At 34.0% G+C, this 15,832-nt stretch carries 14 protein-coding genes; 13 read left to right on the plus strand and 1 reads right to left on the minus strand.

Annotation, left to right across the window (positions count from 1 at the left end; genetic code table 11):
• Positions 1–20 precede the first annotated feature (20 nt).
• From rpsI to AN960_RS04580, 12 genes are all read left to right on the plus strand, one after another.
• Entirely contained in the window at positions 21–413 is a 393-nt protein-coding gene (rpsI, locus tag AN960_RS04525) for a 30S ribosomal protein S9 (protein WP_056467505.1), read from the plus strand.
• A 359-nt stretch (positions 414–772) separates the two neighbouring features.
• Positions 773–2,044 (plus strand): cation:dicarboxylate symporter family transporter, encoded by a 1,272-nt coding sequence (locus tag AN960_RS04530; RefSeq protein ID WP_056467508.1) that lies wholly within the window; start codon positions 773–775, stop codon positions 2,042–2,044.
• An 18-nt stretch (positions 2,045–2,062) separates the two neighbouring features.
• Entirely contained in the window at positions 2,063–3,499 is a 1,437-nt protein-coding gene (gene aspA / locus AN960_RS04535; protein WP_056467511.1) for an aspartate ammonia-lyase, read from the plus strand.
• 226 nt (positions 3,500–3,725) lie between these two features.
• On the plus strand, positions 3,726–5,420 hold the full coding sequence (locus AN960_RS04540) for an NAD-dependent malic enzyme (protein ID WP_056467514.1): 1,695 nt from the start codon (positions 3,726–3,728) through the stop codon (positions 5,418–5,420).
• A gap of 174 nt (positions 5,421–5,594) precedes the next feature.
• Positions 5,595–6,848: an ATP-binding protein gene (locus AN960_RS04545; RefSeq protein WP_056467545.1), complete on the plus strand. Its 1,254-nt coding sequence runs from the start codon at positions 5,595–5,597 to the stop codon at positions 6,846–6,848.
• The gene (locus tag AN960_RS04550; RefSeq protein ID WP_056467517.1) at positions 6,845–7,777 is read left to right on the plus strand and encodes a response regulator; all 933 of its coding nucleotides are present in this window, start codon (positions 6,845–6,847) and stop codon (positions 7,775–7,777) included. Before AN960_RS04545 ends, AN960_RS04550 begins: the two co-directional genes overlap by 4 nt.
• Positions 7,778–7,999: 222 nt before the next feature.
• Entirely contained in the window at positions 8,000–9,325 is a 1,326-nt protein-coding gene (locus AN960_RS04555; protein WP_056467520.1) for a phage portal protein, read from the plus strand.
• Between the two features lie 164 nt (positions 9,326–9,489).
• Entirely contained in the window at positions 9,490–10,758 is a 1,269-nt protein-coding gene (locus AN960_RS04560; RefSeq protein ID WP_056467523.1) for a saccharopine dehydrogenase family protein, read from the plus strand.
• Between the two features lie 231 nt (positions 10,759–10,989).
• Positions 10,990–11,421 (plus strand): DUF2521 family protein, encoded by a 432-nt coding sequence (locus tag AN960_RS04565; protein WP_056467526.1) that lies wholly within the window; start codon positions 10,990–10,992, stop codon positions 11,419–11,421.
• A 58-nt stretch (positions 11,422–11,479) separates the two neighbouring features.
• Positions 11,480–12,190 carry an N-acetylmuramoyl-L-alanine amidase CwlD gene (cwlD, locus tag AN960_RS04570; protein WP_056467529.1) on the plus strand — a complete coding sequence of 237 codons (711 nt, stop codon included), beginning with the start codon at positions 11,480–11,482 and terminating at the stop codon, positions 12,188–12,190.
• Positions 12,191–12,473: 283 nt separating this feature from the next.
• A complete protein-coding gene (gene salA / locus AN960_RS04575; protein WP_056467532.1) occupies positions 12,474–13,535 on the plus strand; it encodes an iron-sulfur carrier protein/transcriptional regulator SalA in 1,062 nt (353 codons plus the stop codon).
• A gap of 185 nt (positions 13,536–13,720) precedes the next feature.
• Positions 13,721–14,308, plus strand: a complete 588-nt coding sequence (locus tag AN960_RS04580; protein ID WP_056467536.1) for a KinB-signaling pathway activation protein — start codon at positions 13,721–13,723, stop codon at positions 14,306–14,308.
• A 21-nt stretch (positions 14,309–14,329) separates the two neighbouring features.
• Here the strand turns inward: AN960_RS04580 and pdaB are convergent, their stop codons facing one another.
• Positions 14,330–15,097, minus strand: coding sequence for a polysaccharide deacetylase family sporulation protein PdaB (gene pdaB / locus AN960_RS04585; protein ID WP_056467539.1), 768 nt, complete (start codon positions 15,095–15,097; stop codon positions 14,330–14,332).
• A gap of 163 nt (positions 15,098–15,260) precedes the next feature.
• Here pdaB and AN960_RS04590 point away from each other — a divergent pair, with 163 nt between their 5' ends.
• Positions 15,261–15,455, plus strand: a complete 195-nt coding sequence (locus AN960_RS04590) for a hypothetical protein (protein WP_056467542.1) — start codon at positions 15,261–15,263, stop codon at positions 15,453–15,455.
• Positions 15,456–15,832 lie beyond the last annotated feature (377 nt).

Here is a 15,832-nt window from a genome sequence, read left to right on the forward strand (position 1 = left end):
TATAAAAGGAGGGCATTCACATGGCACAAGTACAATACTATGGCACAGGACGTCGTAAAAGCTCAGTAGCTCGTGTACGTTTAGTTCCTGGCGAAGGACGCGTTATCATTAACGGTCGTGATTTTGAAGATTACATCCCATTCGCTGCATTAAGAGAAGTTGTTAAACAACCACTTGTTGCAACTGAAACATTAGGTAGCTATGATATTTTAGTAAACGTTAACGGTGGTGGATACACTGGTCAAGCTGGTGCAATTCGTCACGGTATCTCAAGAGCATTATTACAAGTTGATCCTGAATACCGCGGAACTTTAAAACGCGCTGGATTATTAACTCGTGATGCACGTATGAAAGAGCGTAAAAAATACGGTCTTAAAGGTGCACGTAGAGCTCCTCAGTTCTCAAAACGTTAATTTTTATTTATACGTTCAAAACTCCTCTCCACTTTGTGGACAGGAGTTTTTTATTTTGCAGGTTTATTTGATCATGTGTAAACCTGATATCCACTATTTTCAATCCTCTCCCGTAACTGTACTTCCTTTTCTCTTATCTTTCCTTTGATGATGAACAGGACTTTGTAATTTTTACCTGTCTGTTGTTATTTCAAAATGAAGCTCCTCATTGTTTAAATGCAGGTCATTTAACCTTTTTGAAACTTTTTATATTTATTTTAAAAGTGTTTGTAGGTTTTTGTATTGTTTTGTAGGTTTGCATATAAAATTAGTTATGTATTTCATTTATATGTTTGAAAGCGTTAACAAGGGGGATTTATATGAAGAAATTTGGATTAGCTACGCAAATCTTTGTTGCTCTTATATTAGGTATTGTTGTAGGAGCTTTAGTATACGGAAATGAAAAGGCAATATCTTATATTCAACCGATTGGTGATATCTTTATTCATTTAATTAAAATGATTGTTATGCCAATTGTAATTTCAGCTCTTGTAGTAGCTGTAGCGGGTGTAGGGGATATAAAGAAGCTAGGAAAACTTGGAGGAAAAACACTTCTTTATTTTGAAATCATTACAACGATTGCGCTTGGAATTGGAATGCTTGCAGCGAATGTATTCCATCCAGGTAAAGGCGTAGATATGAGTCATCTGCAAAAAGGTGATATTTCAGCATATGAACAAACAGCAACTGCAACACAACAAAGTGGTTTTGCAGAGACAATCGTTCACATTTTCCCAAAAAATGTGTTTGAATCAATGGCACAAGGTGATCTTTTACCGATTATTTTCTTCTCTGTACTATTTGGTTTAGGAGTAGCAGCGATCGGAGAAAAAGGAAAGCCTGTTCTTGGATTTTTTGAAGGCGTATTAGAAGCGATGTTTTGGGTTACAAATCAAGTTATGAAAACTGCTCCGTTCGGGGTTTTCGCGTTAATTGCTGTAACAGTTGCAAAGTTTGGTGTAAGTACTTTATTACCACTTGGTAAACTTGTTTTAGCTGTTTATATAACTGTAGCATTTTTTGCTATTGTTATTTTAGGTATTAATGCTAAAATGACAGGGACGAATATTTTTACACTAATGAAGATTTTAAAGGAAGAACTGATTCTTTCATTTACAACAGCAAGTTCGGAAGCAGTACTTCCAAACATTATGAAAAAAATGGAAGAAATGGGTTGTCCAAAAGCAATTGTATCTTTTGTTATACCGACAGGGTACTCTTTTAACTTAACGGGTTCAGCGATTTACCAAGCTCTTGCTGCATTATTTGTTGCTCAGATGTACAATATTCACATGTCATTTATGGAGCAAGTAACATTGTTATTTGTACTAATGCTTACATCAAAAGGTATGGCCGGTGTCCCTGGTGCATCGTTCGTAGTAGTACTGGCTACACTAGGTTCAATGGGATTACCTTTAGAAGGAATCGCATTAATTGCGGGTATTGACCGTATTTTAGATATGGTTCGTTCTGCAGTAAATGTATTAGGAAACTCGTTAGCAGCCATTACAATGGCGAAATGGGAAGGCGAATACGATAAAGAGAAGGCGCAACAATATATTGATTCTATTAAGGAATCAAAAGTTGCGTAAAGATGGGAGAAAAAACAAATGGCGGCTACTGAAATTAAACCAAACATACGCATTGAAAAAGATTTTTTAGGGGAAAAAGAAATTCCAGCAGATGCCTACTATGGTGTCCAAACATTACGCGCAGTTGAGAACTTTCCTATTACTGGTTATAAAATTCACGAAGAGCTTATTAAAGCTTTAGCAATTGTAAAGAAGGCAGCAGCACTTGCTAACGTAGAAACAAAACGCCTTTATGAAGGAAATGGTAAAGCGATTGCAGAGGCAGCTCAAGAAATTATTGAGGGCAAATGGCATGATCAGTTCATTGTTGATCCTATCCAAGGTGGCGCAGGGACATCAATGAATATGAATGCAAATGAGGTTATTGCAAATCGTGCGCTTGAAATTCTAGGTAAAGAAAAAGGTGACTATTTCTGCATTAGTCCAAATACCCATGTAAATATGTCGCAGTCTACAAATGATGCATTCCCAACTGCAATTCATATCGCGACTTTAAATATGTTAGAGAAATTATTAAATACAATGAATTATATGCGTGATGTATTTGATTTAAAGGCAAAAGAATTTGACCATGTAATTAAAATGGGTCGTACTCACTTACAAGATGCAGTACCGATTCGTTTAGGACAAGAATTCGAAGCATATTCTCGAGTACTTGGTCGTGATATAAAACGTATCGAACAATCTCGTCAGCACTTATATGAGGTAAATATGGGAGCTACAGCGGTTGGAACAGGTTTAAATGCGGATCCTCGCTATATTGAACTAGTTGTTAAGCAACTTGCTGAAATAAGCGGATTATCACTTGTTGGAGCTGAGCATCTTGTTGATGCTACTCAAAACACTGATGCTTACACAGAAGTATCGGCTGCTCTAAAAGTATGTATGATGAATATGTCTAAGATTGCGAATGATTTACGTTTAATGGCTTCAGGCCCACGTGCAGGTCTTGGTGAAATTTCATTGCCAGCACGTCAACCAGGTTCATCTATTATGCCAGGTAAAGTAAATCCTGTAATGGCAGAAGTTATTAACCAAGTTGCTTTCCAAGTAATCGGTAATGATCATACAATCTGTTTAGCGTCTGAAGCAGGACAATTAGAATTAAACGTTATGGAGCCAGTTCTAGTATTTAATTTACTTCAATCAATTAACATTATGAATAATGCATTCCGTGCGTTTACAGATAATTGTTTAAGAGGAATTGAAGCGAATGAAGACAGAATGAAAGAATATGTTGAAAAGAGCGTTGGTCTAATCACAGCGGTTAATCCACATATCGGTTATGAAGTTGCTGCGAGAATAGCTAGAGAAGCAATTCTAACAGGAAAACCAATTCGTGAACTTTGCTTAAAATATGATGTATTATCAGAAGAAGAACTTGATTTAATTTTAGATCCATTTGAAATGACTCACCCTGGTATTGCTGGTGCAGTTCTTTTAGAACGTCAATAAATCAGTCAGACTGCTGATAAACGCTCACTTTCTATGTAGCTTTGCCTGTATGCGGTGCTTATACCGCCATGTATGTAATGATATCACCGCTACTGGCCTTGCACATTGAAAGAACAGTGACTTTAAATCAGTTTGACCATTAATTATGACAAAGTAAGGGCGAAAAGCCCTTTTTTGCTTAACTAAAAAAGATAAAAATAAAAAGATAGAAAAGGGATGGGATTATATGCATAAATTCAAGGTAGGTTCGAATGGAGAAGTGGAGACTACCTTGCGAGGTGCAGAATTATTAGGTGTGCCAATGCTTAATAAAGGAGTTGCATTTACTCAAGAGGAACGTAAAGAATTAGGTTTAACAGGATTATTACCGCCGGCTGTACTGACGCTGGAGGAGCAAGCTAAACGAGCTTATGCGCAATTCTCGTCACAACCTACTGATTTGCATAAAAATGTTGCATTATCAGCTTTACATGATCGTAATGAAACATTATTTTATCGTGTACTAACTGACCACTTACCTGAAATGCTTCCAGTTGTTTATACACCAACAGTTGGTTTAGCAATTCAACGTTATAGTAATGAATATAGAAGACCTCGTGGTTTGTATTTATCGATTAATGAAGAAGATGGTATTGAACAAGCATTTGATAATTATGGTGCAAATGCAGATGAAATTGATTTAATCGTTATTACTGACGGTGAAGGAATATTAGGAATTGGTGACTGGGGAGTTGGAGGTATTAATATCGCAATCGGTAAATTAGCGGTATATACAGCTGCGGCAGGTATTGATCCAGCTCGAGTATTGCCAGTCGTTTTAGATGTTGGTACTGATCGTGAAGAACTATTAAATAATCCATTTTATGTTGGAAATCGTCATCCTCGCGTTCGCGATAGTCGATATGATGCGTTTATTGATAAGTTTGTTAGATCTGCTGTAGAAAAATTCCCAAATGCTTTACTTCATTGGGAGGATTTTAGCTCTAAAAATGCACGAAATATATTAGATAAGTATCGCCACCATGTTTGTACTTTCAATGACGATATTCAAGGTACAGGAGCAGTATCACTTGCAGCAGTGCTAGCAGCAGTGAATGCATCTGGTATTCCATTAAGTGAACATCGTGTAGTTGTATTCGGTGCAGGAGCAGCAGGTATTGGAATCGCAGATCAAGTACGTGATGCAATGGTACGCGAAGGTCTTTCATACGAATTAGCAAACCGCAGATTTTGGTGTATAGACAGAAACGGATTGCTTGCAGAGGATATGGAAGGGTTGTTCGACTTCCAACAACCGTATGCGCGTCCAATCGAGGAAAATAATTCAGGTGCAAGTCTAGCAGAAGTTGTAAGTCAAGTTCATCCTACGATCTTAATTGGTACTTCAACTGTTGCCGGTGCTTTCACAGAAGAGATTGTAAAAGATATGGCAGCACATGTTGAAAGACCTGTAATTTTACCGATGTCAAATCCTACACCACTTGCAGAAGCAAAACCTTCTGATTTAATCAAGTGGACTGAAGGAAGAGCATTGGTAGCAACAGGAAGTCCTTTTGCTCCAGTAACATATAACAAAACGGTTTATGTAATTGGTCAATCAAATAACGCTCTTATTTTCCCGGGCTTAGGACTTGGAACAAATGTTTCACGCGCTAGTATTATTACTGATGGAATGTTTGCAGCGGCTGCAGAAGCTGTAGCGGAAATGATCGATGTAAGTAAATTAGGTGCACCATTACTACCTCAAATCGAGAATCTACGTACTATTTCAGAAGTAGTTGCGATTGAAGTAGCAAAAGCAGCAGTTGCTGACGGGGTAGCTCGAGTTGTACATGACGATATTGAGCAAGCTGTACGAAACGCAATGTGGGAGCCTGCATATCGACCTATTAAAGCTACTAAAGAATTGGTCACTATATAAAAACAAAAAATACAGCTTGTATCATCAAGCTGTATTTTCTTATGAAATTTAGTAGTATGGAGGATCATTGTGTTAATAACAACAAGGCGATATACTAGTAGCAAAAATCAGGAAGTGGCGGATTTGAAATCTAAAGGACTGCAAGGTAAAGATTTCTGGATTGTTATTGCACTTATGGTTATAGTTCCGATAGCCGGTGAACTGAACTTTCATCCATTTGATAATATATTTCGCGTTAGTTTTGGAACACCAATTTTTTTCTTTTCTTTATTGTATTTTAGGAATTATCATTCTGTTTTAATCGGGCTGTTAATTGGCATATCTGTCTTTGTATTCCGTGTTGGACTAGATTGGTTAGTATTGACAGATTTTAATTTTGCTTCATCCTTTTCAGTCAGATTCCCTACTTTTTTATATTATTTTTCATTTTCCGTTTTATTTTATTTATTAAAAGTAAATCGGTTTCAGCACCCTTTGCTAATAGGAATTTTCGGTATTACTATTGAGATCACTTCTAGTTTAATCGAATTAATACTGCAACTATATGGAATGGGATCTTCACTTACTGTAGAAGAGTTAAACAAAATTATTATTATTGCGGTGTTTAGAAGTTTTTTTGTATTAGCATTTATCAATATGATGAAGCTTTACGAGCTAAAACTGAAGGAATCACAAACTCGTAAAGAGAATGAAAATATGCTTATGCACTTATCTAATTTGTACGTAGAGTCTGTTTATTTGAAAAAGACATTACAAAATGCTGAAACAATAACAAAAGAATCCTACAATTTATATCGAGACATGAGTAAGTATAAACAGGATTTAGGAGTTCCGATTGAAAAATGGGGGAGCAAATCTTTAAGAATCGCAGGAGAGGTACATGAAATAAAAAAGGATAACCAAAGAATTTTCGCAGGACTTTCTAAACTTATTACAAGTGAAAGTTTGCCTGAATATATGAGTGTAAATGATTTAGTCACAATGATTATACGAATTAATCAAAAATATGCAGGCATGCTAGGAAAGAAAATTGAGTTTGTTTCTCATATAAAAGGAGAACATCCGCACTATCATATTTACCTAATGCTATCATTTATTAATAACTTAGTTGCGAACGCAGTTGAAGCTATAGAGCATAAAGGGAGAATCCTCTTATCAATAGAAAGAGTTGAAGATTGGATTGAATGCAAGGTTATTGATAATGGTCCTGGAGTTCCTTCAAAAAATATGAAGCTTATTTTTAAACCTGGGTTTACGTCTAAATATAGCGATGATGGAACCCCATCTACAGGAATCGGTTTATCCTATATTAAAGAAATGGCAGAAGAATTGGGAGGAGAAGTTATTCTCAATCAAAAAGAGAGTGAATGTATTTTTACGATTCGACTACCAATTGGAGCTCTCGTCTTAGAAAGGGTGAATTTATGAATTTTTATATCACGGATGATGATGAAGTCTTTCGATCGATGTTGTCACAAATCATAGAAGATGAAGAGTTAGGTGAAGTTGTTGGTGAGGCGGAAGATGGCTTTTTTTTAGATGTAAATACACTTGAAATAAATCATGTTGATATTTTATTTATCGATTTATTAATGCCTCTTCAGGACGGTATAGAAACAATTCGCAGAATGGGACCTTCATTCAAAGGGAAAATTATTATGATTTCCCAAGTCGAGTCGAAAGAATTAATTGGTGAAGCTTATTCTCTCGGTATTGAATATTATATTACTAAGCCATTGAACAAAATTGAAGTGATTTCGGTCGTTAGAAAGGTCTTGGAGCGAATTCGACTTGAACGATCGATTCTTGACATTCAAAAATCATTAAGTAATGTTTTTGATGTAAATTCAATAAATCAACATACTCCAGTGTCTGATAAAAAGAAAATTACGGATTGGGGACAGGTTCTGTTATCAGAACTTGGCATAGCTGGAGAAAATGGGAGCAAGGACCTGCTTGATATGCTCAATTACCTATATGAATATGAAACGAATTTTGGCTTAGAGTCAGGGTTTCCTACATTAAAGGATATATACACTCACATCAGTTTAAAAAAGCTAGGAATTGTAAATTCTCAAGAAGACGTTGAGCGGGAAAGGAAATCATCAGAACAACGAGTACGTAGAGCAATTTACCAATCATTAAATCATATGGCATCAATAGGATTGACAGATTTTGCAAACCCTAAATTTGAAAATTATGCTTCAAAGTTTTTTGATTTTGAAACAGTACGTCAAAGAATGAGTGAATTGAAGCAAGTATCCTTGACTCCATCAACACATACTCGCATTAATGCAAAGAAATTTATACAAGTTTTATACTTTGAATCGAAACAACTTTTAGTTGAAAGATATTAAAAATAAATTTTAGTTGGCCCTCAAGCGCTTTTGGTGAGGGTTTTTTCGAATTTGATTGCATTCGGGAATAAACTAAATAGTATACTCATATTTTAAAATGATAAAAATTAAAAAATTCTAATAATTCATTCTCGAATTGTAGCATAGAAGAGTTTTAAAAGAATAAAATAATATACCTTAATAAATTATACCTTTGGCCATCTACGTTAGGGGTGATGTGCGTTGGGCTTAATCGATTGGATAATGGGCAAAATGAATTTTCAATCAAGTACTAGTTCTTTTGAGTTATTAAATGATGAAGGGGATGGCCAATTAACATTAGGCGATACATTATTTAAGAATGATGTGATCAGGGCATGTATTAGACCTAAAGCCAATGCAATAGGAAAGCTAAAAGTAACACATGTTAGAGAAAATAATAGAGAATGCAAGATTAACCCCGATCCGTGGGTTTTTAATGTACTTCAAGAACCAAATCCATTTATGTCTAGGCAATTACTTTTAGAAAAAATGGTAACGCAACTTGACTTAAATAGTAACGCATTTGCATTTATAAAGCGAAATGATTTTGGGTATCCTATCGCTCTATTTCCTATTCCTTGTACGAAAGTTGAAGTACTTGAAAATAATCAGGGTTTGATTTTTTTAAAGTTCACATTCAAAACTAAAAATGTACTAATTTTACCTTATAGCGATATCATTCATTTAAGACAAGATTTTAATAGTAATGATCTATTTGGTACTCCGCCATATGATCCTTTACTTCCGTTATTAGAAGTAATTGATTCGGTAGATGATAGTATCGTCCAAAATGTAAGTAACAATCGCTTTATGAATTGGTTGTTGAATTTTAAGGAATTACTAGATGAAGAAGATATGACTAAGAATACGAATGAATTTGTAAACAATTATATGAAATTTACAGGTGACGGTGTAAAAGCGGGTTTTTCAGAGCCAACGTACACTTTACAACAAGTACCTGCAAGTAATTACGCTCCAGAGGCACAAAGAACAAGTGATGCAATCAGACGAATCCATAGTTTTTTTAATACAAACGAAAATATAGTTCAAAGTACATTTAATGAGGATCAATGGAATTCGTATAATGAAGCTGTTATTAACCCTTTAGTCATCCAGCTAAATAATGAATTTACACGTAAATTCTTCACTCCAGCGGAACGAAAAAATGGTAATCGGATCGTTTTTGAAGCATCTAACTTAGAATTTGCATCGATTGCAACTAAATTAGCATTTTCAATTATGGTAGAACGAGCTTCCTTAACACCTAATGAATGGCGTTCTCTATTTGGAATCGGACCAATCCAAAGAGGAGATGTACCACTTCTAAAAACGGATACAGCGCCAATCGACCAAAAAGAAAGAGATAGAGAATTTGAATTACGAGTTGAAAGAGAAAAGAGACGCGAGGAAGAAATTGAAAGATGCAGACAAGAGTGTTTAGAAGAATGTAAACAATTTAAAGAGTTTTGTATGGAACAACAGAAGAAACTATTAGAAAAACCAGAAACTGACGACAAAACTAATTAATAATCAAAAATAGAGCTTTTAACTAATTATTAGTTAGGCTTTTTTTTTTTCAATTAGGTATTTAGCATAAGTCATATAGACAGGATACTTGTCCGAACACTTTTCCTATTTGTTCATATAGTAAAGTAAAATCTAATATTAAACCAATTTATGGAGTTGTTTATATGTTTGAAAAAGATGCGATTATTACCCTATTAGGTAGTTCTGGGGGAGTGGCAAAGGCAGTACTTTCTATATTTAATAAAGCGGCAAATGATCAAAATGATCCAATTCATCAGCTAATGAAAAATGCCAGGTTTCATTTAATTGATTTGAAACAGAAAGATTTGACTTATTTTGAAAGGATTATTCCTAACCTAATTGAAAATGTTACGTTTCATGAAATGAATATTAATAATATTGATTTAATGAAAAAACATCTCATAGAGAGTAATACAGTTATTGTAGTTGATGTTTCTAGAGCAGATTCTGTTGAAATGTTGCGCTGTTGTAATGAGTTTGGTGTGAAGTATGTCAACACAGCTTTAGAAAGTGAAATAGTAGATGGAGATGAAAGTATCAATTCCGGGTTCCCACTTAAAGAACGTTTACGTATCTTCGAGGAAAATAAACGAAAGTTTAAAAATACTACAGCAATTATTGGTTCAGGGATGAATCCTGGTATTGTGCAATGGATGGCAATCGATTTAATGAACCAATTCCCTTCCGAAAAACCTCTTGCATGTTACATTGTTGAACATGATAATTCTTTTTATGAAAACCCTTCAATAGCTCAAAAAGAAACAATTTACACCACTTGGTCCCCAGATTGCTTCCTAGAAGAGGCGGTCACAAGCTTTCCTATGTTTGTTAAACAAAATATTCCAATCTTCTTGTATGATGATGTTTATTCTGTTGAATTTAAAGTAACGTTAGGGGAAAAAGTCTTTTATGGTTGTCTTATGCCACACGAAGAAGTATTTATTATTGGCAAATTGTTCAACTTAGAAAGTGGTTTTGTGTATCGTGTTAATGAGCATACAACAAATCTAATTAGAAATAATTTAAAAAACACTGACGAAATATTGGGTTTTGATAAAAAGCTTCTAGATCCTTCAACAGCTCCATTGGTAGGAGAGGACGTAGTTGGAGTTTTACTTGTGTACGAAGATAAAGAGCGCTATATCTATAATGTTATGAACAATAAAGATGCATTCGCTAATTACGGTACAAATGCAACCTATCTTCAGGTCGCGTGTGGTGTTTATGCAGGAGTTGCAAGTTTAGTTTTGGATACAGTAGAAAATGGTGCCTACTTTGTAGATGAATTAGTATTAAATACGAATAGTAAATATGGACAATATTTAAAATATCATATGCCTCAGTTTGTATATGGGGAAAATGAAAAAAGTGACGGATTACTTTTACAAAGAATGAAATCATTCAATAATTAAAAATATGAAAGAGGGGAGAACGTATTTTTAGACCTCTCTTTTTTATTATTTAAGAAAGAGTAGACCTTTATAAGTCTTAAAAAACTGCATTTTTAATTCAAAATTAATACAATTTTTAAAATCTGTATTTTTTATGAAAATTATTATTTTTTTATGGAAGAAATTAAGTATGTAGTTTTTGAATGAAGCACACCTTTTCGTCTTAGACTATGGCTACGGGGAGGTTTCATCATGAATCTTATAACAAATTTCCGAGAAAAAAGAAGAGCAAAGCAAATTACATTTGAAAAGAGCTTATTAAGAGAACTAAAAATAATGCAATTAAAAGCACAATTAAAGGATTCATTTTCCTACTGTATAGACGCAGACATTAACCAAAGAAAAGCAAGAGAAGATTACTGTTTTGAGTTAGCGGTAGAAACATACTTATTGGGTGCAAGATATAGCCGATTTGGTTTTTATGGTGAACCAATCGAGAATGTTAAAAGAAGATCAGCTAAAGAATCTGAATGGTTAGCTTATTTATTTTATTCTTCTGTATTTGGCCGTAAGGATGATATCCAAACAGAACCGTTTGACCGATGTAAATCTTTTTTAAATAATTGGTGGTTAGATGGATATGTAAAAGGAGAAAGAAGACACAGACTTCGTTTATCAAAGTAAGTCATATTCTTCCTAGTTGTCCCATATATTTTTTATAGGACAATCAGGGGGAGAAAAAATGAAAAGATGGCATTTAATCGTTATCATCGTAACCTTTGTTTTTTTGATTTTGAGTATACCTTTATTACAAAAAACTTCAAAGACCTGGAATTTTAGAGGACTACCTCTAGATGGAAAAGTGATTGTTTTGGATGCTGGACATGGTGGACCAGATGGAGGTGCTTCAGGTGGAGATGTTATTGAAAAAGTTGTTGCTCTTTCAATAACAAATAAACTAAGGGATTATTTACAAGGTCAAGGCGCAACGGTTATTATGACAAGAGATGGAGATTACGATCTAGCAGAGGATGGTATGAAAGGATATAGTAGAAGAAAAAGCGTTGATTTAAGGAAAAGGGTAGAAATTATTAATGGATCGAACGCAGACTTATACATATCAATTCATTTAAATTCTTTACCAAGAACTTCTTCAAAAGGTGCACAAACATTCTTTTATGGTTCATTAATTGAAAACGAGCGATTTGCAAAATACGTTCAAGCTGAGTTAAGAGAAAGTCTAAATAATACTCATCGATTAGCGAAAATTATTAATCATGTTTATTTGATGAAATATGCCAAAGTACCAGGTGCGCTTGTAGAAGTTGGCTTTTTATCAAATTATGAAGAAAGTCAGCAGTTAAGAGATGAAGAATATCAAGATAAACTTGCTGCGGCTATATATCGAGGGGTTATTAGATACTATACAGATAAAAATGAACCGCCGAATTAATCAGTGTTTCAAACTATTGGCAAACGCTCGCTTTCTTCGTTATTTCGTCAGCTTACGGTGCTCATTACCGTTTAGGGTAATACCGCTTTCGCACAGACTTCGTGCCTCGAAAGACAAACGTTTATAATTAGTTTGAAAATCATATTTACTGGACTTCGTCTACGATAAGGAACCGCCGAATTAATCGGTGGTTTTCATTTTTACTAACTAAGTAATGTTACTTAGGACTAACGATGTTACATGTGTTATACTATTTAGTATATTAAGATAACGAGGTGTAAATATGCTTACCAATGAACAAGTATTATCACTTTTAGGTACAATTAATGAGCCGTTTATAAATAAATCATTAGTAGAATTAAATGCTGTTAAAGAAATATCGATAAAAGAAGAGAAGAAACATGTAAGCGTTAAAATTGCATTGTTGAAAACGGGCACAGCTGAACAAATGCAAATTCAAACACAAATTGTTCAGCTATTAAAGCAAAATGGTGCAGATACAGTTGGAATTCGCTTTACTGAATTTACAGAAGAAGAAAAAAGTCAGTTTAATGAGGACAACCAAGAAAACTCATCACTTTCACTGTTAGATAATAAAAAAGTACAATTCTTAGCAATCGCAAGTGGAAAAGGTGGAGTAGGAAAATCAACTGTTTCTGTAAACTTAGCAGTTTCTCTTGCAAGATTAGGTAAAAAAGTAGGTATAATTGATGCTGATATTTATGGCTTTAGTGTACCGGATATGATGGGAATTACGACTAGACCTGTGATCAGAGGTGAACGCATCATTCCGGTTGATCGTTTTGGAGTTAAGGTCATTTCAATGGGATTCTTTGTAGAAGATAATTCACCAATTATTTGGAGAGGTCCAATGCTTGGTAAAATGCTACAACAGTTCTTCACAGAAGTAGAATGGGGAGATTTAGATTATTTATTACTAGATTTACCACCTGGTACCGGAGATGTAGCTTTAGATGTTCATAGCATGTTACCATCTTGTAAGGAAATAATTGTTACGACACCACATCCTACAGCTTCAATTGTTGCAGCAAGAGCGGGCGTAATGGCATTAAAGACAAATCATGAAATTATTGGTGTTGTAGAAAATATGAGTTATTTTGAAAGTAAAAAAACTGGCGAAAAAGAGTATGTTTTTGGTAAAGGTGGAGGAGAAAGGCTTGCAAAAGAGCTTCAAACAACTCTATTAGGACAATTACCTTTACAGCAGCCTGATTGGGATGAAGAAGATTTTGCTCCTTCAATATACGATAAAGATCACCCAACTGGTAAAATCTATACGTCGATTGCTAAGGAAGTAGTCGAAAAAATCGTATTAAATAAATAATAAACAATACCCTTTTAATTTGTATGCTTGTTTTTTGTTAGTACTGGTTATATCCATGCTAATATTTAGACATGAATTAAATTATAAGGGTATTTATATTGATTAAATAGTTAATAAAGTTTGATATGAATCGTTAATTATGAAGAAAAGCAGAAGCTTTGTGAAAACGGGGGATTAAGAAACGAATGACGAGTCGGAAATTGGTTCGATTATTTTTAACAACATTACTAGTTGGCGGAATTGCAACAATCTTAACGGGGATCCTTTATGGGTATAAAGAGTATTTAGGTTACGTGCAAGATGCCAGATTTATTAAACTACTAGTAGAAGTATCATTTTTATTTATATTGGGATTAGTATTCAGTGCAGTAAGTCAGATGGGATTCTTTGCATATTTGACAATACATAGATTCGGATTAGGCTTATTTAAGTCATTATGGAATACAGTTCAAATTGTATTAATCGTGTTTGCTTTATTTGATTTAGCTTATTTTCGATTTAAAGAGTATGCACATGGAGAGGCTTTTACCGTATATTTAATATTCCCAATAGTGCTCTTAGTAGGTAGTTTGATTGTTTCTTATATAAAAATGAAAGAAACAAACAAAGGGGCGTTTATTCCAGCATTATTTTTTATGATTGTCGTTACAATCGTTGAATGGGTTCCTGCATTAAGACAGAATGACCTTTCGTGGTTAATTCTAATGTTAGTACCGCTATTTGTTTGTAATGCGTATCAGTTATTAACTTTACACAAAATACTAAAAAGCTAAGAGAAATATCTCTTAGCTTTTTTATTTTACAATTTTAATATTTGTTTTCGCATTAGATATCATTTGAGAAACAGTTATGTTTTTATATCCTTCGCCCTTTAAATAGGACCAAATTAATGGCAATGCTTTTGGTGTTTGAAGTGCTGAATCACTTGCATGGAGTAAAATGATGTCTCCCGGATCTGCATTTTTTTCTACGCTTTTTACAATTTTATTTGTTCCAGGATTTCTCCAGTCTTCAGTATTAATACTCCAATGAATCACAGAAAGATTGTTTCTTGCAGCAAGCTTTATAACTTCTTTATTATATTCACCATTTGGTGGTCTAAATAACTTAACATCTTTTACGCCTAGACGATTAAATACTTCAGCTGAATTATTTAAATCTCTTTGCATTTCAACTGGAGTTAACTGGGTGTAGCTTTTATAACGATACCCAAGTGTCCCAATCTCGTGACCTTGCTTAACTATTGTTTCAACAATCTCTGGATGTCGCTCTGCCCATGATGCGGATATGAAAAAAGTTGCGTTCGTAATATTTTGATTTCGTAATACGTCCAAAACTTTAAGTACATTTTCATCGCCCCAGCTTATATCAAAGGTAAGAGCTACATTTTTTTGTGAGGCATCACCTTTGTAAATTGCCATTGGCCCCTTGTTCGTTGAAAAAGTTGAAAATGTTTTAGGTGCTTGTATATAAACTAAGCAAGCTGTGAAAAATGCAATAATAGTAATTAAAGAAAATTGCTTTAATTTTCTTTTTGAAGTGATGTAAAAGTAAAAAAGCATAAAATCGCCTTCTTTCTTGTCCAAGTTCTTATATAAAGGATATGAGATTTAGTAAGCTTGTATGCTATAAAACGAAATGATTAAATGTTTAAAGTATTTGAACAATAAAATTGGGATTTTCTTAAAATCGTATAAATGATGAAAATACCATGGAGTGGTGTTTATGTTTGGAGTGCTTCTAAATAAGGAGCATGTATTAGAGATCGAATCGCTCATAATACGTTCGCTATATGAATTAGATAAAGAATTATCATCGCATAACTTAAATGAAAGAGTTAAAAATGAAATGGTCCAAAAGAAGAAAATCTTATATGAAGTGTATAATAGATTACCGCTATCTAAGGATTCGCTTATATAATGGAGTAGAGAGTGAAAGTAGTATTACTTCTTATTTACGCAAACATATGAGGCTTGTTCACTTAGTCCATGAAAAAGATTTTTAAAAAAATCTAATTTAGTGTTGACGTTATATTTGAATACGTGGTATATTATTTCTTGTCTTCAACGACAATAAAAACTGATTCAACAAATTAAAAAATAATTTTTAAAAAATGTTGACAGGCTATATTACGAAATGGTAATATTAAAAAGTCGCTTACGGGCGATGAAGTGAACTTTGAAAACTAAACAAAACATGAAGTAAACGTCAATTATTAGTTTTTTTGAGCAATACAAGATTTAAACTTAACTTTTATGGAGAGTTTGATCCTGGCTCAGGACGAACGCTGGCGGCGT

The sequence above is a fragment of the Bacillus sp. FJAT-25509 genome, from assembly GCF_001420605.1.
Classification (GTDB): domain Bacteria; phylum Bacillota; class Bacilli; order Bacillales; family Bacillaceae_G; genus Gottfriedia.

Excerpts from the sequence above, each read along its gene's own strand:
- salA (WP_056467532.1), top strand. The coding sequence starts at position 12,474 with ATGCTTACCAATGAACAAGTATTATCACTTTTAGGTACAATTAATGAG.
- aspA (WP_056467511.1), top strand. The coding sequence starts at position 2,063 with ATGGCGGCTACTGAAATTAAACCAAACATACGCATTGAAAAAGATTTT.
- AN960_RS04550 (WP_056467517.1), top strand. The coding sequence starts at position 6,845 with ATGAATTTTTATATCACGGATGATGATGAAGTCTTTCGATCGATGTTG.
- AN960_RS04565 (WP_056467526.1), top strand. The coding sequence starts at position 10,990 with ATGAATCTTATAACAAATTTCCGAGAAAAAAGAAGAGCAAAGCAAATT.
- rpsI (WP_056467505.1), top strand. The coding sequence starts at position 21 with ATGGCACAAGTACAATACTATGGCACAGGACGTCGTAAAAGCTCAGTA.
- pdaB (WP_056467539.1), bottom strand. The coding sequence starts at position 15,097 with ATGCTTTTTTACTTTTACATCACTTCAAAAAGAAAATTAAAGCAATTT.
- AN960_RS04580 (WP_056467536.1), top strand. The coding sequence starts at position 13,721 with ATGACGAGTCGGAAATTGGTTCGATTATTTTTAACAACATTACTAGTT.
- AN960_RS04560 (WP_056467523.1), top strand. The coding sequence starts at position 9,490 with ATGTTTGAAAAAGATGCGATTATTACCCTATTAGGTAGTTCTGGGGGA.
- AN960_RS04540 (WP_056467514.1), top strand. The coding sequence starts at position 3,726 with ATGCATAAATTCAAGGTAGGTTCGAATGGAGAAGTGGAGACTACCTTG.
- AN960_RS04530 (WP_056467508.1), top strand. The coding sequence starts at position 773 with ATGAAGAAATTTGGATTAGCTACGCAAATCTTTGTTGCTCTTATATTA.
- AN960_RS04545 (WP_056467545.1), top strand. The coding sequence starts at position 5,595 with ATGGTTATAGTTCCGATAGCCGGTGAACTGAACTTTCATCCATTTGAT.
- cwlD (WP_056467529.1), top strand. The coding sequence starts at position 11,480 with ATGAAAAGATGGCATTTAATCGTTATCATCGTAACCTTTGTTTTTTTG.
- AN960_RS04590 (WP_056467542.1), top strand. The coding sequence starts at position 15,261 with ATGTTTGGAGTGCTTCTAAATAAGGAGCATGTATTAGAGATCGAATCG.